Below are 19,881 nucleotides of genomic sequence, written 5' to 3' on the forward strand. Positions count from 1 at the left end.
ATTAATATTATTCATTTCTTCTAATGTTTTATATTGGCTAATATGCATTTATACCTAAATCAACTGAATAATTATTAGGAATATTTGCATGTTATCGATTCTAATACAGGGATTCTTCCTTAGTGCCGCAATGATCATTCCACTTGGTCCACAAAATGTATTTGTTATGCAGCAGGGAAGCCGAAAGCAATTTCATTTAATGAGCGCAGCGTTATGCTCTATCAGTGATGCTGTACTCATGACGGCTGGAGTCTTTGGTGGAAGCGCCCTGCTTGGGCAATCTACATTTTTACTACAGGCCGTAACATGGGGTGGCGTTGCATTTTTATTGTGGTATGGATGGGGGGCTTTCCGTACGGCCTTATCGGCAAATACTGAACTTTCCTATGCGGAAAATGTAGTTCAAAACCGCTGGCGGGTCATAATGACGCTGTTTGCAGTGACGTGGCTGAATCCTCATGTCTATTTGGATACTTTTGTAGTGCTGGGGAGCATCGGCGGGCAATTATCAGCGGAATTTCGGTCATGGTTCGTTTTTGGGGCTGTCATGGCATCGATTAGCTGGTTCTTTGCGTTGTCGCTTCTGTCTTCATGGTTATCACCCGTATTAAATCAGCCCAAGTCACAACGAATTATTAATCTTTTTGTTGGTTGTGTGATGTGGTATATCGCTTGGGGATTAATTAAGCAGGGCTTACAGATTTTTTACTGATAACGATACTTCTTTATAGATAGTGTGCTAATGTTTCTGAAAGTATCGACTAATGTAAACTTGCTGTATTTGAAGGAGGTTTTGTGAAACATAAATCACTGGTACTGGCCGCAATGATGGCTTTTGGAAGCCTGTCTGCAATGACAGCGTCGGCAGCTGAATTACCTACTGTTCCACATATTTCTACATCGGGTAACTCGGTAATTAAAGCAACACCAGATATGGCGACTTTAATTATCAATGTGAGTGAAACTCAAAAGAGTGCGGCAGATGCGAAGAAAAAAGTAGATGGCCGTGTTGCAAAATATTTTGATTTTCTGAAAAACAACGGCATTGACAAGAAAGATATTGATGCCGCTAATTTACGCACTCAACCAGAATATCAATATGAGCAGAAAACTAACAAATCAACTATTACGGGTTACCGTGCATCACGTTCAGTTGAAGTTAAAGTTCATAAATTAGACCAACTGAATACATTGTTGGATGGCGCTTTAAAAGCAGGATTGAATGAAATTAATTCAATTCAATTCAGTGTTGATAACCCACAGCGTTATCGTGATGAAGCCAGACAAAAAGCGATTGATAATGCCATTCAACAGGCAACTGCGCTGGCAAAAGGGTTCAATGGTAAACTGGGGCCTGTCTATAGTATCAATTACCGTGCCCCTCAAGCCGTGGCTGCACCAATGAGCCGCCTGAAATATCAGGCAGCCTTGATGGCAGCACCTGCGTCAGACGCAGCCGATGAAACTTATGAATCCCAGAGCATTGAGTTCTCTGACCACGTTGATGCGGTTTTTGAATTGCAACGTTAATGGTTTTCATCGTCTTGACGTAACATTTGGCGCCCTAATTTCAGCAGGGCGTCAGTGACTTTCCTCATTGCTCCGCTTTCTGGGGCAAAGCGATGCCAATAAAGCATGCGGCGCTGGTATAAACCAGGAGTCAAATCAACCAATTCCCCCGCCTGTAGTTCCTTGTCGATTTGTAAGTGAGGGATCATGCAACAAGTCGAGCCTTGTTTTGCCAATTGAACAAATGCTTCAGAGGAATTGACAATATGGCAAGGAACGCTGCCCGGAGATAAATCAAAGTGCTGTTGTAAAAATGCCTGATGCATATCATCCAAGTGGTCAAATGCAACCGCAGGTGCTTTCAGTAATGCGGAACGTGTCACACCATTTGAGAAAAAACGGTCAGCAAATTTTGGTGAAGCAACAAACAAGTAATCGAGAGCACCCAACTTATCCACCGAACAACTTGGCAAAGGTTGGGATTGAATACTCACCGCCCCGACAACCTCTCCACGCCGTAAACGCTCTTGAGTTCGGGTTTCATCTTCCACTTGAATATTTAATCGAATAGGCAAATCAGATAAAACCGGATGAAGGGCCGGCAAAAGCCATGTTGCCAAACTGTCCGCATTCACTGCGAGAGAGAGCAGTAGCGGAGTATCATTACCATTTTCGTCACCAAGCCATTGTGCTTCCAATAACTCTACCTGATGTAATAGCGCGAGCAGTTTTTGCCCTTGCTCTGTGGGGCGGGGGGGTACGGTGCGAACCAATAGTGGCTGACCAAACAAATTTTCCAATTGTTTGATCCGCTGGGATACCGCGGATTGGGTGATACAAAGTTTTTGTGCCGCCCGCTCGAAACCACGTTCTCGGATCACTGCATCCAGTGCTTGTAGTGATCGATAATCAGGACGTTTCATTAAAAATAAAATTCTCCGGTTGTAATGCCTGTGTTTATTTGCCTGCCTAGCACTATGCCATATTTTTTCGTGGGAAGAGGCAATATTGTTTATACTAGCCGTCAGATTTTTCCTTGTAACTGATTATAGGCTGTGATTGATATGACTCAGGATGAACTGAAAAAAGCAGTAGGTTGGGCAGCATTGGAATATGTCAAACCCGGTACAATTGTCGGTGTTGGTACGGGTTCAACGGCAGCGCATTTTATTGATGCATTGGGCACTATCAAAGATAAAATTGAAGGTGCAGTCTCAAGTTCAGAAGCGTCAACTGAAAAATTAAAAAGCCTCGGTATTCCCGTATTCGATTGTAATGAAGTGGATACTTTGGGGGTTTATGTTGATGGCGCGGATGAAATCAATGACCAGATGCAGATGATCAAAGGTGGTGGGGCTGCATTGACTCGGGAAAAAATCATTGCCGCAGTTGCAGAGAAATTTATTTGCATTATCGATGCTTCTAAGCAAGTCGATGTGTTGGGTAAATTCCCACTGCCGGTTGAAGTGATCCCCATGGCCCGTGCTCATGTTGCCCGTGAGTTGGTTAAATTGGGCGGAACGCCGGTTTATCGTCAAAATGTCCTGACTGATAATGGCAATGACATTTTGGATGTTCATAATCTGTCCATTGTTGACCCTATTGAGTTAGAAAACAGAATCAATGCCATTCCCGGTGTGGTAACGGTTGGCCTTTTTGCCAATCGCGGTGCCAATGTCGTGCTGGTTGGTACAGCGGACGGCGTTAAAACGCTTACAGAGTAATCATTCCGAGGGCAGAATATCCTGCCCTCAAAATATTTTTTTATTTATTAAAAAAAAGAAAATTCAGAGATATCTATCACACCTCCATCTAAAAAAAACTCAAAATCCTGTCTTTTATCTGTAACCAAATATTTTACTTTGTATAACAACTTATTTACTGTTGCTTGTTCTGTAATATGAGCAATCGATTGTATTGCCGTTGTCGTTTTTTTTGTTATTTTGGTGGAACCTATGGGAGTCATGAAAGTTAGAACAACTAGGGCGGGCAAATGGTTAAGGTATCTTTAGAAAAGGACAAAATTAAATTTTTGCTACTGGAAGGCGTTCACCAAAGTACAGTAGATAGTTTAAAAGCGGCTGGATACAGCAATATTGAATATCATAAAGGAGCACTGGAACCAGAAGAACTAAAAAAAGCTATTCGTGATGCTCGTTTTGTCGGGATCCGTTCTCGTACCCAGTTAACGGAAGAGATTCTCTCCGCAGCGGAAAAATTGGTTGCAGTGGGATGTTTCTGCATCGGCACCAACCAAGTGGATCTGAAAGCGGCAGCAAAACGCGGTATTCCTGTCTTTAATGCCCCATTTTCTAATACACGCTCAGTAGCCGAAATGGTATTGGGTGAGTTACTGCTGTTATTACGTCGAATTCCTGAGGCAAATGCAAAAGCACACGTTGGTGTATGGGATAAGCAAGCCAAAGGCTGTTATGAAGCACGAGGAAAAAAATTAGGCATTATTGGTTACGGCCATATTGGCACACAGCTTGGCATTCTGGCTGAAAGCATCGGCCTGAACGTCTATTTCTATGATATTGAAAATAAATTGCCATTAGGCAATGCACAGCAAGTTCATCATCTGTCTGAACTATTGAATATGAGTGATGTTATCAGTTTGCATGTTCCTGAAACTGGTTCAACTAAAAATATGATTGGTGCGTCAGAATTGGAACTGATGAAACCTGGCTCAATTCTAATCAATGCATCACGTGGTACAGTCGTGGATATTCCGGCATTGAGTGAAGCCTTGGAAATCGGGCACCTTGCCGGTGCGGCGATAGACGTGTTCCCTGTAGAGCCTGCAACAAACAGCGATCCTTTCATTTCACCACTGAGCAAATTTGACAACGTACTGTTGACACCACATATCGGGGGATCAACTCAGGAAGCTCAGGAAAACATTGGTACAGAGGTCGCGGGTAAACTGGTGAAATATTCTGACAACGGCTCGACTCTGTCAGCAGTCAATTTCCCGGAAGTTTCTCTGCCTACCCACGCCAAAGATACTCACCGTTTGCTGCATATCCATGAAAATCGTCCGGGCATCCTGACCAGCATTAACCAAGTATTTACCGAAAAATCAATTAACATTGAAGCGCAATATTTGCGGACTGAGGGTGATATTGGTTATGTGGTTATCGATATCACGACCCAAAGTCCGGTTCAAGCGGAGCTGGTATTGCAACAACTGAAAACGGTACCGGGTACAATCCGTTCTCGTTTGCTTTACTGATTTGGCTTGATGTTATAGGCCATTTTTGTAGTAAATTTTAGTGGTAAAAAGCAGGGGTAAGAAGAATTATGACCCCTGCTATTCAGGTTCTCATATCAAGGCCAACCGGTTAACTATTCATGCCATTGCCATCTCTTTCCCGGCGTAATAATTTCTGGCAAGGGAATGTCCCATTTCTCACTGGGTAAGGTTTCGACCAATTGAACATCGTGAGCCAATCCAATGGGATAAAATTTTTGCTCCTGCCAGTTTGCCAAAGTTCTGTCGTAAAATCCGCCGCCCATTCCTAAGCGTTGGCCTTTAGAGTCAAAAGCGACGAGTGGAATAAACATCACATCAAGCTCGGAAACCGGTAACACATGCCTGACATCCAACAATGGCTCTTCTATGTTAAAACGGTTGCGCACAAGGGGAGAGTCGGGACAGTAACGCAGGAACAACAGATGATGCCGGCTGAACGGGTGAATGATGGGTAGATAGACTTGTTTGTTTTGTCGCCAGAGCTGCTGGATCAAAGGGCCGGTATCCAGCTCTCCATCAAAGGAAAGGTACACCGCCATTTTTTCAGCTTGCTGGATCTTTGGATGAGTAACAACACTATCAGCGACTTGTTGGGCAAACTGCAATTGTTGCTCAGATGATAGATTTTGGCGTAACTGTCGAACTTTTTGGCGAATTGATTTTCGCAGGGATAAAAATTGAGGAAAGAAAAAAGAATCTGATTGCATGATACCTGCCTATTAATGCAGAAAAGGATACAAAACAGATAAAATTGAGGTTCTCCAAGATGCCGTTGCAGGTGGTAACCCTTGAACCCTTGGTTCAAGGTGAACGCAGTGTCGCTTCTATTAGGCTTCTTAGTCGAGCCAAGCATGCTCACAAGAAACGGAGCACTACATTCTATAGAGATGAAATATCGGCTCAGGGGACTTACCTGCTGACGAACATCTCAGAGAAATTTTTTTGCTGCTTAAACCATCGAGTTAGGCTTTAAGCGATGCTATGGAGCCTATTGTATGGAACTAAATGAAGAAAGCAACTGCTTATATTAAGCCTTAGTAACTACTGCCTAATTTATCAACAAAATAGCGTTTGTTGAATAGGTAGAATATCAGATAATTCTATTTTCTTCTGACTACTACCCTGTTCTAGCTTTTATTTTGTTCTAACAATGCTTTTTCAATGGACTGCTGGAGCATTTTTATTTTTTGTTCCATATTGTAGGCGTAATCACGGGTTTTCACTTTTTCTTGTGCCAACTCGTGACAAATGTTCAGTGCCACAATAAAAACCAGTTGCTCAGTGTTAGTGACTCTGGTGCGCTCTTTGAGATTATGTAAACGTTGTTCAAGTTCCTCAGCAGCAGCTTGCAATGCCTCTATTTGCTCTGGTGGACAATTGACACGTAATGACCGCCCAAAAATCTGAATATCTACTGGTTGTGCAGACATGACACCTTCCTGATTTAATACTGTGCCGATACCTTGATTCTGATAGACACCCTTTACTTTTCAACTTGCGGCTTAATGGGCTGAATTGCAACTTGAAATCTATTGGGTGCAAAGTTAATTGTGGTATAAAAACAAGGCCGACACCAATCATTACTGTACAATACCAAAAGCCCCCCTTTTTATATCGGTGTGTGCTGTCTGGTATAGCGACTCCCCTTGATGGTAGCATAGCATGAACTTATATCGCCAACGATGATCAATATACATGTCTATACAAAACTCATTACCTAATTATCAATCATTTGATGAAATTTTGCATCAACAGTCCGTAGCACTGACAGCAGCAGAAATGCACGGCTTAATCAGTGGATTACTGTGTGGTGGAAATCACGACAATAGTTGGCAAGCCTTGGTGCATGACCTCGCAAATGATGGTCTGGCATTTTCTCAGGTTTTATCTCAGCCGCTGAGAGAATTATACGAAACAACGTTTGAATCACTGGATGACAGTAATTTTGCGTTTAATTTACTGCTCCCTGATGAAGAAGCGGGAATTTTTGAATGCGCAGATGCGTTGGCGGGATGGGTCAACCATTTTCTGTTGGGAATAGGCGTTGCGAATCCCAAATTGACAGAAAAAGCGGAAATTCAGGAAATTATCACCGACTTACGTAACATCGGTATGCTAGGGTACGACGAAAGTGAAGATCAGGAAGAACTGTCCCAGGCTCTAGAGGAAGTATTGGAATATGTTCGTGTTGCAGTCCAACTCTGTTACATCGCTTTAGCGGTACCAAAAACTTCAAGTAGTGCAAAAAACGAAAAGCCAACGTTGCACTGATTGGCGATACATACCCGTTCTCATCTATGTTGCAATTATCCATGTTGCAACCAACATAGCGGCAACGTGGTAATGGGCGGGTATTCCAACTAATAATAATGAAATCGCAGGAGTGGGTATGACTAAACAAGAATATTTATCCCGTCGTCAGGCATTATTGGCAAAAATGGCACCGGGCAGTGCAGCCATTATTTTTTCTGCCCCGCCTGCGACACGCAACTCAGATAGCGAATATCCTTATCGTCAGCACAGTGATTTTTTGTACCTTACAGGGTTCAGTGAGCCAGAATCCGTTCTGGTGCTGATCAAAAGCGATGACACACATAATCACAGTGTGCTGTTCAATCGTGTTCGCGATTTGACTGCGGAAATTTGGTCTGGTCGTCGTCTTGGACAAGAAGCTGCATTGGACAAAATGGGGGTGGATCGCGCACTGCCAATTGATGATATCAATAATCAGCTTTATTTGTTGTTAAATGGCTTGGAAGTGGTTTATCACGCTCAGGGTGAGTTTGAATACGCTGATGAAATCGTCTTTGGCGCCTTGGCTAAATTGCGTGAGAACAGCCGCCGCAATTTCAAAACCCCGTCAGTAATGGCAGATTGGCGCCCGTGGTTGCATGAAATGCGCCTGTTTAAATCAGAAACAGAGCTGGAAGCCATGCGCGTAGCCGGTCGAATCAGTGCTCAGGCACATATCAGAGCTATGCAAGCTTGCCGCCCCGATATGTTTGAATATCAGCTTGAAGCCGAAATTCATCATGAATTTACCTATCATGGCGCCCGTTACCCGGCCTACAACACTATTGTTGGTGCAGGAGAAAATGCCTGCATTCTGCATTACACTGAAAATGATCGCCGCATGAGGGATGGTGATTTGGTGTTGATCGATGCGGGATGTGAATATAAAGGATACGCTGGCGACATTACGCGTACATTCCCGGTCAATGGCAAGTTTACCCGTCCTCAACGTGAAATTTATGACATTGTGCTGGAAGCTATCAATGTCTCCCTTGAACTGTATAAACCGGGCACCAGCATCAACAAAGTGATGGAGCGTGTTGTGCGTATTATGGTTGAAGGATTGGTAAAACTGGGAATTATGCATGGAGACGTCGAACAATTGATCGAAACCAATGCACACCGCCAATTTTTCATGCATGGTTTAAGTCATTGGTTGGGACTAAATGTACATGATGTCGGTGATTACGGTGTCGATCGTGACCGCATTCTGGAACCGGGCATGGTTCTGACCGTTGAACCGGGGCTCTATATTGCATCGGATGCGGATGTTCCACAGGAATATCGCGGCATCGGTATTCGTATTGAAGATGATATCGTGATTACGGATACCGGGAATGAAAATCTGACTGAGTATGTCGTGAAAGATCCGGATGAAATCGAAGCTCTGATGGCACAGGCAAAACAGAATTAAGAGATTCAGTAATCAGGAAGTTATCATGAACGTGATTATCGTGGGAGGAGGAATGGCCGGGGCGACATTGGCGCTGGCCATTTCTTCACTAAGTCGGGGGCAACTGAAAGTCTCCTTGATTGAAGCAGCAGAGCCTACTCAGGAGCATCCGGGGTTTGATGCAAGAGCCATTGCCTTAGCTTACGGCACATGCCAGCGCCTGAATCAGATAGGGATTTGGCAGGCATTGAAAAATTGCGTCACGCCAATAACTCACGTTCATGTCAGCGATCGTGGTCATAGTGGTTTTGTTAATATTCATGCCAATGATTATGATATTCCTGCATTGGGCAATGTTATTGAATTGCACGATGCAGGAACCCATCTGTTTGATTTATTAAATCAATCGCCAAATATCCAGTTCTATTGCCCGGCTAAAGTCGATTCTATCGAGCGTCTGGAAAATTCTGTCGTTGTTACGTTGAACAATGGTGAAAAGCTGACCGGAGAATTGCTGGTGGCTGCGGATGGCAGCCATTCTGCAATTGCGCAGGCATGCCATATTCCATATCAGCAACAATCTTATGGTCAGGTGGCAGTTATCGCCAATATTTTGACGTCTGAACATCCTCAGGGAAGGGCATTTGAGCGTTTTACTGAGCATGGGCCGTTGGCGCTGTTACCGATGTCAGAAGGGCGCAGTTCTCTGGTGTGGTGCCATCCATCGGAAAAACAGGCAGAAGTTAATCACTGGAACTCACATGAATTCCTTCAACATTTACAGAAAGCATTTGGCTGGCGGCTGGGAAAAATGTTGGAAACCGGTCAGCGACACAGTTATCCGTTAGCGTTATCGACAGCCAGCCAGCAGATAAGCCACCGTGTTGCTTTGGTCGGCAACGCATCGCAGACCTTGCACCCAATTGCCGGGCAAGGGTTTAATTTGGGAATACGTGATGTCATGGCGCTGGCACACGTTATCTCAGCAGCGGCAGCCTCAGGGCAGGATATCGGCTCCTACCAAGTGTTGGCTCAATACCAGCAACAGCGTCAGATTGATCGCGAAAACACTATTGGCATCACGGACGGATTGGTTCGGTTATTTGCCAATGACTACTTGCCGTTGAAGATTGGGCGCAGTCTTGGCCTGATGACAATGGAAACACTACCGCTGACGCGGGATCTACTTGCCCGCCAGACATTGGGTTGGGTTGCCCAGTCATCATTGGCAAATTAAGAGGAAAGAAAAAAATGCAATCATTTGATGTGGTGATCGCAGGGGGCGGTATGGTTGGCCTTGCGCTGGCCTGTGGTTTGCAGGGTAGCGGTTTGCGCATCGCGATTGTAGAAGAATATCCGCCGACAGAGACATTTGATGCCAGCGATGAACATGCACTGCGGGTATCAGCCATCAATGCTGCCAGTGAACGGTTACTGACCCACCTTGGTGTCTGGCAGAATATTCTGGCAATGCGGGCAAGCCCTTATCAGGGAATGGCTGTCTGGGATCAGGACAGTTTCGGCCGTATTCAATTTAATGCGGCTGAAAATGGCCTGACACACCTTGGTCATATCATTGAAAACCGGGTTATCAGGCAGGCGCTTTGGCAACGGGCAGAAAGCCTGTCGGATGTGACTATTTTTGCCCCATCCTCCCTTCAAAATGTTGCTTGGGGAGAAAACGAAGCATTCATTACCTTATCTGATAACCGGATGTTGACTTCGCGACTGGTTGTTGGTGCAGATGGCGCCCATTCTTGGTTGCGCCAACATGCTGATATTCCACTGACTTTCTGGGATTATGAACATCACGCCTTGGTGGCAACCATTCGTACCGATGAACCCCATCAGGGTGTTGCGCATCAGGTTTTTCATGGTGACGGCATACTGGCCTTCTTGCCATTGTCCGATCCCCATTTATGTTCCATTGTCTGGTCATTGCCAGCTGAGTCGGCACAACGGCTCAAGGTGATGGAGCCGGAGTTGTTTAACCGGCAATTGGGCGTGACTTTTGATATGTGTCTTGGTCAGTGTGAACTGGTCAGTGACAGGCAAAGCATCCCACTAATGGGACGATATGCCCGTAATTTCGCCGCACATCGCTTAGCTCTTTTGGGGGATGCGGCACATACTATCCATCCTTTGGCTGGCCAAGGCGTCAATCTGGGATTCATGGATGTGGCGGAGCTGATTGGTGAACTGAGCCGCCTGAATAAGCAAGGAAAAGACATTGGCCAGTATCTCTATCTGGGGCGTTATGAACGTCGCCGTAAACACAGCGCAGCATTAATGTTGGCAGGAATGCAGGGATTCCGTCAGTTATTCGATGGCAATAACCCCGCTAAGAAGTTATTCCGGGACATTGGATTGGCGCTGGCTGATCATTTGCCCGGTGTTAAACCACAATTGCTTCGCCACGCAATGGGGCTAAATGATCTCCCTGATTGGCTGATTAACCAAACCTCTTCAGTTGAAAAAATCTAATTCAACGCATTATTTAGGATTAGTTTTTTTCATGTGAGACTAAAGTGTGTTCAGTTGATTTATTTCACACTTTAGTCATTTTCTAATTTAATTAGACTGTATTCTCCCTTTTATTGCCAATTTTGAGTGCAATGGCACAATAAATTAGACAAAAATTCTGCATGATAGTGAATGTTTTTTTAGGTGAACACTCTGGTGCAGCTAATTTATTTTATGGTTCATTTCTATTTTCAGTGATAACTTCTGATCCCAAGGTATTGTTTGCGTGGTTAACCGCTTCTCTGCTTCATGATCCAACATCTGCCGGTTAATGCGCTGTATGTTTTTTCAGGTCACGAATGTTTTCATGTCAAGAATGGAAAGAGGGAAAGAATGTCAAAACACACCCCACTATATGATCAGCATCTGGCATGTGGAGCACGCATGGTGGATTTTCATGGCTGGATGATGCCTCTGCATTATGGATCACAAATCGACGAGCATCACACAGTGCGTACCGATGCTGGTATGTTCGACGTTTCCCACATGACAATTGTGGATTTGCACGGTACAGGTTGCCGTGATTTTCTCCGTTACCTTCTGGCAAATGACATTGCCAAACTCACTGAATCAGGCAAGGCGCTTTATACCGGCATGTTGAATGCCTCTGGTGGCGTTATTGATGACCTTATCGTCTATTTCTTTACCGACAATTTCTATCGTATGGTCGTTAACTCGGCCTCCCGTGAGAAAGATTTAGCATGGATTCAGCAACATGCAGAGAAATATGATGTTGAGATTACTGCACGTGATGATTTGGCATTAATCGCAGTTCAAGGGCCTCAATCACAAAGCAAAGTGCAGGCATTGCTCAGTGATGAACAAAAGCAGTCAATTGCCGGCATGAAGCCTTTTTTTGGTATCCAGACAGGGAATTTATTCATTGCGACAACCGGTTATACCGGTGAAGCAGGTTATGAAATCGCCTTACCAAAAGAACAGGCCGCCGATTTCTGGCAGCAATTATTATCTGTAGGTGTAAAACCTGCGGGATTGGGTGCACGTGACACATTGCGCCTTGAAGCCGGCATGAACCTTTATGGTCAGGAAATGGATGAAACCATTTCACCTCTGGCAGCCAACATGGGCTGGACAATTGCCTGGAAACCGGAAGATCGTCAGTTTATTGGTCGAGAAGCACTGGAAAGACAGCGTGAAGTCGGTACTGAACAGCTGGTCGGACTTGTCATGCGTGAAAAAGGGGTATTACGGGGTGGGCTAACTGTCAGCTTTAGTGTTGATTCTGGTGAAATGCAAACCGGCATTATTACCAGCGGAACATTTTCTCCGACTTTGGGGTTCAGCATCGCTCTCGCGCGCGTACCTCAGGGAATTGGTGAGCAGGCTGTCGTCCAGATCCGCAACCGTGAAATACCCGTGCAAGTGGTTAAACCGGGCTTTGTGCGAATGGGGAAACCACTCGTAGAGTGATTTTTGAATAAAATGTTTTGATTGTTGTAATTTTTTTTTGATTAATCATTAAGAAACAAGGAGATGGCAGCAATGAGTCATGTACCGGCAGAATTGAAATATACAGAATCACACGAATGGGTTCGTTCGGAAGGCAATGGTGAATATACAGTTGGCATTACCGAACATGCCCAGCAATTATTGGGTGATATGGTGTTTGTTGATTTGCCGGATGTCGGCACAGAAGTAAACAGCGGCGATGATTGTGCAGTTGTTGAATCCGTTAAAGCGGCTTCTGATATTTATGCACCATTGAGCGGTGAAATTATCGCAATTAACCCGGAATTAGAGGAAGCCCCCGAATTAGTGAACAGCGAGCCTTATAATGAAGGTTGGCTGTTCCGAATAAAAACCACTGACGATAGTGGGCTTGCTAACCTGCTTGATGCTGAAGGCTATCAATCACTTCTGGAAGAAGAATAATTATTTTTTACCGCCCCATATCACTCTGTGAATGGGGCGTTTCTTTATGAGCCATTTTTTATCTATACCCTATACCCCATGAATTTCGAGTTGCTATGGATTTCGAATTGTATTGAGGCGGCAAGCAAGGGAGTGACAAATTCGTCAGGCACGAATTTATCCAACCTATGGCTGTCCTCCGGTAAAAGGCAGGAGTTTCTTATTCATCCCTGAGAGCATAATAGTTATGTGAATGGGGGGAACGAGTGCAGCCAATAACGCGGCAACTTGAAAGACGATGGGTATGAGTTTCAGGAAACTATTATCAATGACCCAGACACTAATCCAACTTGAAAATCAAGGTGAATTCATACGTCGCCACATTGGTTCTTCTGCTGAACAGCAAACAGAAATGCTGGCAATAGTTGGAGCAGATTCCCTTGATGAGCTGACAGAAAAAATCGTTCCTCGCAATATCGCCTTATCAGAGCCACCTGCAATTGGTGAAAGTGCGACAGAACAACAGGCATTGGCTGAATTGAAAACGATGGCGAGCCAAAATCAGCGCTATCAAACATATATCGGCATGGGATATTCGCCATCCATACTCCCGCCGGTTATTCTACGCAATTTATTGGAAAATCCGGGTTGGTATACGGCATATACCCCTTATCAGCCGGAAGTTTCCCAAGGCCGACTGGAAGCACTGCTGAATTTCCAGCAAGTGACTATTGACCTGACCGGCTTGGATCTTGCTTCTGCCTCTTTATTGGATGAAGCAACGGCAGCGGCAGAAGCCATGGCGATGGCAAAAAGAATCAGCAAACTGAAAGGGGCCAACCGTTTCTTCGTGGCAGATGACATTCATCCACAAACATTGGATGTTATACGCACTCGGGCAGAAACATTTGGTTTTGAAGTCATCGTTGATAAAGCAGAAAAATCACTGGAACTGGATGGTATCTTTGGCGTTTTGCTGCAACAAGTTGGCACAACAGGCGAAGTTCATGACTACAGTGCACTTATTGCGGCATTGAAAGAGCGTAAAGCCATTGTCAGCGTTGCTGCGGATTTCATGGCATTAGTCATATTGACCGCGCCGGGCAAACAAGGAGCTGACATCGTATTTGGTTCCGCACAGCGTTTTGGTGTTCCGATGGGATACGGCGGCCCTCATGCTGCTTTCTTTGCCTGCCGCGATGAGTTCAAACGCTCAATGCCGGGACGTATCATCGGTGTTTCCCGCGATGCAGCGGGCAACAGGGCACTGCGTATGGCGATGCAAACCCGTGAACAGCACATCCGCCGTGAAAAAGCGAACTCAAATATTTGTACCTCTCAGGTCTTGCTGGCAAATATTGCGGGTATGTACGCGGTTTATCACGGTGAAAAAGGTTTGAAACGCATTGCAAACCGCATCCATCGCCTGACAGATATTCTGGCTGCCGGTTTGCAAAAAGCAGGTATGTCACTGCGCCATAAAACATGGTTTGACACCTTGACTGTTGAAGTCGCAGATAAATCTCAGGTTTTGGCAAGAGCGGAAAAAGCGCAAATTAACCTGCGTACCGATATTCTGGGTGCGGTAAGTGTTTCTCTGAGTGAAAAAACCAGCCGCGATGATTTAGTCACATTATTCAGAGTGCTGACGGGTTCCGAAGCCACTCTGGATATCGAGACTCTCGACAATGAATTATCTGTAGCAAGCCAATCCATACCTGCTTCCATGCTGCGCCATGATGAAATTCTGGCACACGATAACTTCCGTCGTTATCACAGCGAAACTGACATGATGCGTTACTTGCACAGTCTGGAGCGTAAAGATTTGGCTCTGAATCAGGCAATGATCCCACTGGGCTCATGTACCATGAAACTGAATGCCGTCGCTGAAATCACGCCGATTACATGGCCTGAATTCACCGACATGCATCCTTTCTGCCCGCCAGAGCAAGCTCAAGGTTACCATCAAATGATCGGCCAACTTTCCCATTGGTTGGTATTGCTAACCGGATATGATGCTTTCTGCATGCAGCCGAACTCCGGTGCGCAAGGTGAATACGCGGGCTTGCTCGCGATCCGCCGTTATTACGCCAGCCGAGGTGAGCAGCACCGACATGTTTGTCTGATCCCAAGCTCAGCGCACGGTACAAACCCGGCGTCAGCAAATATGGCGGGTATGACGGTTGTTGTCGTGAGCTGTGATAGCAGTGGTAACATCGATCTGGCTGACTTGCGCGAAAAAGCGGAAAAACACAGTAATGATCTCGCCTGTATCATGGTGACTTACCCATCGACTCATGGTGTGTATGAAGAAACCATCCGTGAAGTTTGCGACATCATTCACCAAAACGGCGGTCAGGTTTACCTTGACGGCGCTAACATGAATGCCCAAGTGGGTATCACGACACCAGGTTTTATCGGTGCAGACGTTTCTCACTTGAACCTGCATAAAACCTTCTGTATTCCTCATGGCGGCGGTGGTCCAGGCATGGGGCCGATTGGTGTGAAGAAACATCTGGCTCCTTTTGTACCGGGTCATTCTGTGGTTGAGATGGATGGCGTTACCACGTTGGGTGCCGTATCCGCAGCACCATTTGGCAGCGCTTCCATTCTGCCGATTAGCTGGATGTATATTCGCATGATGGGAGCAAAAGGTCTGAAACAGGCCAGCCAAGTTGCCATCTTGAACGCAAACTATATCGCGGCTCGCTTAAAAGGCGCTTATGAGATCCTTTATACCGGGCGCGGTGGCTATGTTGCCCACGAATGTATTTTGGATATCCGCCCGTTGAAAGAAGAGTTCGGCATCAGTGAAATGGATATCGCCAAGCGCTTGATTGATTATGGTTTCCATGCACCCACCATGTCATTCCCTGTTGCTGGTACCCTGATGGTGGAACCAACGGAATCAGAAAGCAAAGTAGAGATCGATCGTTTCATTGACGCAATGCTGGCAATTCGTGATGAAATCAGCAAAGTGGCAACCGGGGAATGGCCATTGGAAGACAACCCTCTGGTTAATGCTCCGCATGTTCAGGCTGAATTGGTTTCTGATTGGAATCATGCATATAGCCGTGAACTTGCTGTTTTCCCAACGGAGGAAACTAAAGCCAATAAATATTGGCCAACCGTTAAACGCCTCGATGATGTGTACGGCGACCGCAATTTGCATTGCTCTTGTGCACCAATTGAAAATTATCGTTAATGACGCATTAAACATTAATCAGCATTTATCCCCGTTCAATGAACGGGGATAGCTAGCACCATTTTGACAAGCCATTTAATGCAAATATTAAACGTCTGAATATTGTTAGAGGTGACTATGCCAGAAATTCATAATGTGGTTGGTTTTTCTTTTATCGCATTAGGTATGGTTTTGACCCCAGGGCCTAACATGATTTACCTGATTTCTCGTTCTATTTGTCAGGGTCGCATAGCCGGATTAGTATCATTAATTGGGGTGGCTGTTGGTTTTGTTTTTTATATGTTATGCGCAGCATTTGGTATCACCACTTTTTTGATGATGGTGCCTTTTGCTTATGACACATTAAGAATCGCAGGCGCGTGTTATTTAATTTATCTTGCCTGGCAAGCGGTAAGGCCAAGAGGCAAATCACCATTTGAAGTCAAAGAATTGCAGCCTGATAGTAATAAGAAACTGTTCACAATGGGATTTATAACAAATCTGCTTAATCCTAAGATTGCTGTGATGTACCTTTCTTTATTACCCCAATTTATTTCACCCGGTCATTGCTCTGTTTTATCCCAATCCCTATTTCTTGGGTTCACACAAATTATAATTAGTGTTGCTGTCAATACTATTATTGTACTTAGCGCCAGTACCATAGCGGTACACCTTTCCAACCGTCCTGTCTGGTTACAAGTGCAACGTTATTTGATGGGGACGGTATTATTTGGATTGGCAACCAAAATGATGATTAACGATAAATAATGAACAGATTTTTATTATGTGCAGGCTAGGGGTTACCTTAACGATGCCAACATCAAGGCCCAAATGGGTATCACCATACTGATTTTGTGGGGCAGATGTTTCTCATTTGAACTTTGTTTATTGCCCATGTTGTTTTATACCCTATTAACTCCAAGTTTCAGGAAGCAACGTATTATCATCCCGCGACGCGGGATGATAATACATGCACCTTGAAGTACGACGCGTATATACCTGTTATCTTCCAAATTGCTGCATTTCAGGCTTTGGCTGCTTCTTTACATTCATTGAATATAGATATTGCTTTTTTTCTTAAGATATTATGTTTTTTATTTTTCAATAATATATTTTGGTGATAAACAAAATAAATAAGAAATAATAAAAAATACTAAATTCATAAAGAGTTAGCAGCTAATTTACCTTTCCTAATGAAAAGAAATTATGCTTTAATCAGGAGGGAAAGCATTATAAACCCTCATCGTAGAAAAATAATACTCTTTTATAATAATAGGATTGAAAATGTTTACTGTCATGACCGAAGCATTTTTTCATACCAGTTTTCTCCATGAAAAATTGAAAGACTTCCAGCTTAATTGGATTATCAGAAATTTCAGGAAATTAGATAAATTAACATTAGATAATATCCATCATGAACTTTCCAGAAAAGACAAAATAACGGATGATGATCTCATTAAATTAGAAGAAGCTTATAAAGGGCTTAATGAGGCAGAGAAATACCTTGCAAAAACTCATGGCGTTCCTGCAACTCATGCATTATCTACTGCCAATATGGTTGATACAGGAAACTTTGGGGAGGATTTTTATCAGGATTATTTGAGTACGGAATACAGTAAAAATAATGAAGGCACGCTTATTTTTTTGAATGTGATTTTGGCGCCATTTTGGATAGATCACTTTGATAAAAAAATAGTCAATGCGCATTCTGCCATTTTACCGTATGCCAGAGGGATGTTCGCCATTGAACAATTGGCAACGGCTGGAAATAAAGAGTCGGTTGAACGTGCTGCCGGGGCAACGATTCATTATATTGACCCTGGAATAGATACCGGCCCGATTATCGAACAAAAGAGGCTCCCTTCACCTTGGGCATTAGACAGTATATGGGCAGTGAAAGGTGAATCTCAGCTTACGGCATTTGGGTTGTTGAAAAGCTATCTGGAGCGAGATAATAAATTCCAATTTACTGATATCATATCGATTGAACAAGATATTGAAAGCCCTTTATTTGTCAGTAAAACCTTTACCAATGAAGTGAAGCGTAACGCGGAAAATTCTTTTTTAAAGATGAAAGAACAACATTAATCAATACGCATATCCTTTATTAGAAAGGATGTGGAATTAAAGAAATTTCAATAAAAAAGCCTCTGAAAAGAGGCTATTCATCAGATGTTATACTTTCTTGCCTTCATAGTAAGCAACATAGCCTTTACCGCAATGGGCGGCTACAGGCTTAACACCCTGCAAATAATAATGAACATTGCCGTCAACGAAATCACTTTCAAAAATATAATTAGAGCGAACTTCATATAATTGAAATACTGTGCCATTTGGACCAGTATGGGTTCTTCCGGAACTATAACAATCGTTATAGTTAAAATCTTTATTTACTGACGCGTTTGCCATTCCGCCAGTTAATATAAGAGCTGCAGCCAGCGCACCACCAACGAATAATTTCTTCAACATAAAAACCTCTCGGTAGCATTAATTTAACTTTCTATTTAAATTTATCAATTATCAAATTATATTTGATAAGATGAGTTGAATATTAATCATTGTAGGAGGTATTGACTATTTCAAAAATTAGAGCTGTATATGTTTTTTATATTGTTTTTCTGTTTGGTATTATAAAACAATAGACCTCATTAATTTAATGAGGTCTATTATATTTGGAATTCGTGTAATAATAGCGTGTTCAGTACGTTATTATTATGATTTTACCGCTTCATATTTACCAACGTAAACACTCATTCCGCAATTATATAGTTTTTTAAAGCCTTTTAAATGCCATTCAAATCCGTCTTCTTTACGTACGTCAAGAAAAACAATACCATCTTTAACCAAATATTTAGTATAGACGCCATTGTTATATTCAACAGCGGAAGAATGACAATTGTTCCAAGGGATATCTGTGTTTGCTGATGCAGTGCTAATACCGCCAGTTAATGTGAGAGCCGCAGCCAATGCACCACCGACGAATAGTTTTTTCAACATATAAACATTCCTTTAACATTTAATTAGCTTTTGATGTGATTTCATAAATTATCAAATCATCTTTGATAAAGTGCGCTAAATGTAAGTCATCACAAAATAATTCTGCTATTCCAAAATTTGGAACCGGTGTATGTTTTTTACATTGAATTATGAATTGAAATTATGAGGGGAAATAAAATCAAGTAAGAAATTAAATTAGGGGCAGTTTTTAAATAAAGCCTCGCTATTTCAAATGAGGCTTTATTTTTTATAAAAAGCAGTAATTTTTTGATGGACGATTGCTTTTTATAATTTTATTAACTTTCGTAGTAACCAGCCCACTTACCATTTCCGCAATTTAAGATTGTTCCTTTAAAGTGCCACTTCTTCCCATTTTGTTGAAATGTTTTTGCAAAGTTTTTATATGGATTAACAACCCACATAACATTTCCATAAGGAATATGGTCATGAACCATGCGCCCCTCACAATGGTAATAACTTCCTGCTGCTGACGCTGTTCCAATCCCAGCAATTAATGCAGTTGCCAATGCACTACCAACTAATAGTTTTTTAAACATAAATATTCTCCTGTTATAGATTTATTAAATTCAATTTAAATATATTTTTAATAAACATGTTTTTTCTAGTGCAGGAAAAATATAATCCATCAGATAGTGAGGCTTCAATTTTAAATTTTGGAATGACTTTTATACTAAACCCAATATCATAAGCTTGATATCTGTTGTCATAAATTATGCCAAATAATGATGATGATATTAATTCTTCAAAGAAAATATATTTTTTATAACTACTACGAATTATATTAAAACAATAGTTCTGAAATGACGCTAATTGTTATTTGTTTATTAATATCTT

Annotated in this window: 19 protein-coding genes and 1 other RNA gene; 13 read left to right on the plus strand and 7 right to left on the minus strand. The window is 43.0% G+C overall.

What is annotated here, in order from left to right; genetic code table 11:
• The first annotated feature begins 88 nt into the window (after positions 1-88).
• Entirely contained in the window at positions 89-712 is a 624-nt protein-coding gene (gene argO, locus BM100_RS11455; protein ID WP_092511038.1) for an arginine exporter ArgO, read from the plus strand.
• 83 nt (positions 713-795) lie between these two features.
• Complete coding sequence (locus BM100_RS11460) at positions 796-1,530, plus strand: oxidative stress defense protein (RefSeq protein WP_092511040.1); 735 nt, start codon at positions 796-798, stop codon at positions 1,528-1,530.
• Here BM100_RS11460 and BM100_RS11465 read toward each other — a convergent pair.
• Positions 1,527-2,432, minus strand: coding sequence for a LysR family transcriptional regulator ArgP (locus BM100_RS11465; protein ID WP_092511042.1), 906 nt, complete (start codon positions 2,430-2,432; stop codon positions 1,527-1,529). The genes BM100_RS11460 and BM100_RS11465 overlap by 4 nt on opposite strands.
• 141 nt (positions 2,433-2,573) lie before the next feature.
• On the opposite strand from BM100_RS11465, the gene rpiA reads away from it, so the two are divergent.
• The gene (gene rpiA, locus BM100_RS11470; protein ID WP_092511044.1) at positions 2,574-3,233 is read left to right on the plus strand and encodes a ribose-5-phosphate isomerase RpiA; all 660 of its coding nucleotides are present in this window, start codon (positions 2,574-2,576) and stop codon (positions 3,231-3,233) included.
• A gap of 269 nt (positions 3,234-3,502) precedes the next feature.
• On the plus strand, positions 3,503-4,744 hold the full coding sequence (gene serA / locus BM100_RS11480) for a phosphoglycerate dehydrogenase (protein WP_092511046.1): 1,242 nt from the start codon (positions 3,503-3,505) through the stop codon (positions 4,742-4,744).
• 113 nt (positions 4,745-4,857) lie between these two features.
• On the opposite strand, the gene BM100_RS11485 is transcribed toward serA, so the two are convergent.
• The 3 genes from BM100_RS11485 to zapA form a co-directional block, all read right to left on the minus strand.
• The gene (locus BM100_RS11485) at positions 4,858-5,472 is read right to left on the minus strand and encodes a 5-formyltetrahydrofolate cyclo-ligase (RefSeq protein ID WP_092511048.1); all 615 of its coding nucleotides are present in this window, start codon (positions 5,470-5,472) and stop codon (positions 4,858-4,860) included.
• A 47-nt stretch (positions 5,473-5,519) separates the two neighbouring features.
• Positions 5,520-5,703: non-coding RNA, 6S RNA (ssrS, locus tag BM100_RS11490), on the minus strand.
• Positions 5,704-5,892: 189 nt separating this feature from the next.
• Entirely contained in the window at positions 5,893-6,195 is a 303-nt protein-coding gene (gene zapA / locus BM100_RS11495) for a cell division protein ZapA (RefSeq protein ID WP_092511050.1), read from the minus strand.
• A 265-nt stretch (positions 6,196-6,460) separates the two neighbouring features.
• On the opposite strand from zapA, the gene BM100_RS11500 reads away from it, so the two are divergent.
• The 9 genes from BM100_RS11500 (at position 6,461) to BM100_RS11540 (ending at position 18,117) form a co-directional block, all read left to right on the plus strand.
• The gene (locus BM100_RS11500) at positions 6,461-7,036 is read left to right on the plus strand and encodes a YecA/YgfB family protein (RefSeq protein WP_092511052.1); all 576 of its coding nucleotides are present in this window, start codon (positions 6,461-6,463) and stop codon (positions 7,034-7,036) included.
• A gap of 118 nt (positions 7,037-7,154) precedes the next feature.
• Positions 7,155-8,471: a Xaa-Pro aminopeptidase gene (gene pepP, locus BM100_RS11505; RefSeq protein WP_092511054.1), complete on the plus strand. Its 1,317-nt coding sequence runs from the start codon at positions 7,155-7,157 to the stop codon at positions 8,469-8,471.
• A gap of 25 nt (positions 8,472-8,496) precedes the next feature.
• Entirely contained in the window at positions 8,497-9,687 is a 1,191-nt protein-coding gene (gene ubiH / locus BM100_RS11510) for a 2-octaprenyl-6-methoxyphenyl hydroxylase (RefSeq protein ID WP_092511056.1), read from the plus strand.
• 14 nt (positions 9,688-9,701) lie between these two features.
• Complete coding sequence (gene ubiI / locus BM100_RS11515; protein ID WP_092511058.1) at positions 9,702-10,934, plus strand: FAD-dependent 2-octaprenylphenol hydroxylase; 1,233 nt, start codon at positions 9,702-9,704, stop codon at positions 10,932-10,934.
• Positions 10,935-11,306: 372 nt separating this feature from the next.
• The gene (gene gcvT, locus BM100_RS11520; RefSeq protein WP_092511060.1) at positions 11,307-12,404 is read left to right on the plus strand and encodes a glycine cleavage system aminomethyltransferase GcvT; all 1,098 of its coding nucleotides are present in this window, start codon (positions 11,307-11,309) and stop codon (positions 12,402-12,404) included.
• A 72-nt stretch (positions 12,405-12,476) separates the two neighbouring features.
• Positions 12,477-12,866, plus strand: coding sequence for a glycine cleavage system protein GcvH (gene gcvH, locus BM100_RS11525; protein WP_092511062.1), 390 nt, complete (start codon positions 12,477-12,479; stop codon positions 12,864-12,866).
• A gap of 307 nt (positions 12,867-13,173) precedes the next feature.
• Entirely contained in the window at positions 13,174-16,050 is a 2,877-nt protein-coding gene (gene gcvP / locus BM100_RS11530; RefSeq protein WP_092511064.1) for an aminomethyl-transferring glycine dehydrogenase, read from the plus strand.
• 117 nt (positions 16,051-16,167) lie between these two features.
• Complete coding sequence (locus tag BM100_RS11535) at positions 16,168-16,797, plus strand: LysE family translocator (protein WP_092511066.1); 630 nt, start codon at positions 16,168-16,170, stop codon at positions 16,795-16,797.
• 516 nt (positions 16,798-17,313) lie between these two features.
• Positions 17,314-18,117, plus strand: a complete 804-nt coding sequence (locus BM100_RS11540) for a formyltransferase family protein (protein ID WP_092511068.1) — start codon at positions 17,314-17,316, stop codon at positions 18,115-18,117.
• A gap of 87 nt (positions 18,118-18,204) precedes the next feature.
• On the opposite strand, the gene BM100_RS11545 is transcribed toward BM100_RS11540, so the two are convergent.
• The 3 genes from BM100_RS11545 to BM100_RS11555 all read right to left on the minus strand — a co-directional run bounded on the left by BM100_RS11545 (position 18,205) and on the right by BM100_RS11555 (position 19,583).
• Positions 18,205-18,498, minus strand: coding sequence for a hypothetical protein (locus BM100_RS11545; protein ID WP_092511070.1), 294 nt, complete (start codon positions 18,496-18,498; stop codon positions 18,205-18,207).
• A gap of 243 nt (positions 18,499-18,741) precedes the next feature.
• Positions 18,742-19,026, minus strand: coding sequence for a hypothetical protein (locus BM100_RS11550; protein WP_092511072.1), 285 nt, complete (start codon positions 19,024-19,026; stop codon positions 18,742-18,744).
• 296 nt (positions 19,027-19,322) lie between these two features.
• The gene (locus tag BM100_RS11555) at positions 19,323-19,583 is read right to left on the minus strand and encodes an LCI fold-containing protein (RefSeq protein ID WP_092511074.1); all 261 of its coding nucleotides are present in this window, start codon (positions 19,581-19,583) and stop codon (positions 19,323-19,325) included.
• Positions 19,584-19,881: the final 298 nt, after the last annotated feature.

Source organism: Xenorhabdus mauleonii (genome assembly GCF_900113945.1).
Lineage (GTDB): Bacteria > Pseudomonadota > Gammaproteobacteria > Enterobacterales > Enterobacteriaceae > Xenorhabdus > Xenorhabdus mauleonii.

Excerpts from the sequence above, each read along its gene's own strand:
- BM100_RS11535 (WP_092511066.1), top strand. The coding sequence starts at position 16,168 with ATGCCAGAAATTCATAATGTGGTTGGTTTTTCTTTTATCGCATTAGGT.
- BM100_RS11540 (WP_092511068.1), top strand. The coding sequence starts at position 17,314 with ATGTTTACTGTCATGACCGAAGCATTTTTTCATACCAGTTTTCTCCAT.
- pepP (WP_092511054.1), top strand. The coding sequence starts at position 7,155 with ATGACTAAACAAGAATATTTATCCCGTCGTCAGGCATTATTGGCAAAA.
- BM100_RS11485 (WP_092511048.1), bottom strand. The coding sequence starts at position 5,472 with ATGCAATCAGATTCTTTTTTCTTTCCTCAATTTTTATCCCTGCGAAAA.
- ubiH (WP_092511056.1), top strand. The coding sequence starts at position 8,497 with ATGAACGTGATTATCGTGGGAGGAGGAATGGCCGGGGCGACATTGGCG.
- gcvP (WP_092511064.1), top strand. The coding sequence starts at position 13,174 with ATGACCCAGACACTAATCCAACTTGAAAATCAAGGTGAATTCATACGT.
- gcvH (WP_092511062.1), top strand. The coding sequence starts at position 12,477 with ATGAGTCATGTACCGGCAGAATTGAAATATACAGAATCACACGAATGG.
- BM100_RS11550 (WP_092511072.1), bottom strand. The coding sequence starts at position 19,026 with ATGTTGAAAAAACTATTCGTCGGTGGTGCATTGGCTGCGGCTCTCACA.
- BM100_RS11500 (WP_092511052.1), top strand. The coding sequence starts at position 6,461 with ATGTCTATACAAAACTCATTACCTAATTATCAATCATTTGATGAAATT.
- BM100_RS11555 (WP_092511074.1), bottom strand. The coding sequence starts at position 19,583 with ATGTTTAAAAAACTATTAGTTGGTAGTGCATTGGCAACTGCATTAATT.
- serA (WP_092511046.1), top strand. The coding sequence starts at position 3,503 with ATGGTTAAGGTATCTTTAGAAAAGGACAAAATTAAATTTTTGCTACTG.
- BM100_RS11545 (WP_092511070.1), bottom strand. The coding sequence starts at position 18,498 with ATGTTGAAGAAATTATTCGTTGGTGGTGCGCTGGCTGCAGCTCTTATA.
- zapA (WP_092511050.1), bottom strand. The coding sequence starts at position 6,195 with ATGTCTGCACAACCAGTAGATATTCAGATTTTTGGGCGGTCATTACGT.
- ubiI (WP_092511058.1), top strand. The coding sequence starts at position 9,702 with ATGCAATCATTTGATGTGGTGATCGCAGGGGGCGGTATGGTTGGCCTT.
- BM100_RS11465 (WP_092511042.1), bottom strand. The coding sequence starts at position 2,432 with ATGAAACGTCCTGATTATCGATCACTACAAGCACTGGATGCAGTGATC.
- argO (WP_092511038.1), top strand. The coding sequence starts at position 89 with ATGTTATCGATTCTAATACAGGGATTCTTCCTTAGTGCCGCAATGATC.
- gcvT (WP_092511060.1), top strand. The coding sequence starts at position 11,307 with ATGTCAAAACACACCCCACTATATGATCAGCATCTGGCATGTGGAGCA.
- rpiA (WP_092511044.1), top strand. The coding sequence starts at position 2,574 with ATGACTCAGGATGAACTGAAAAAAGCAGTAGGTTGGGCAGCATTGGAA.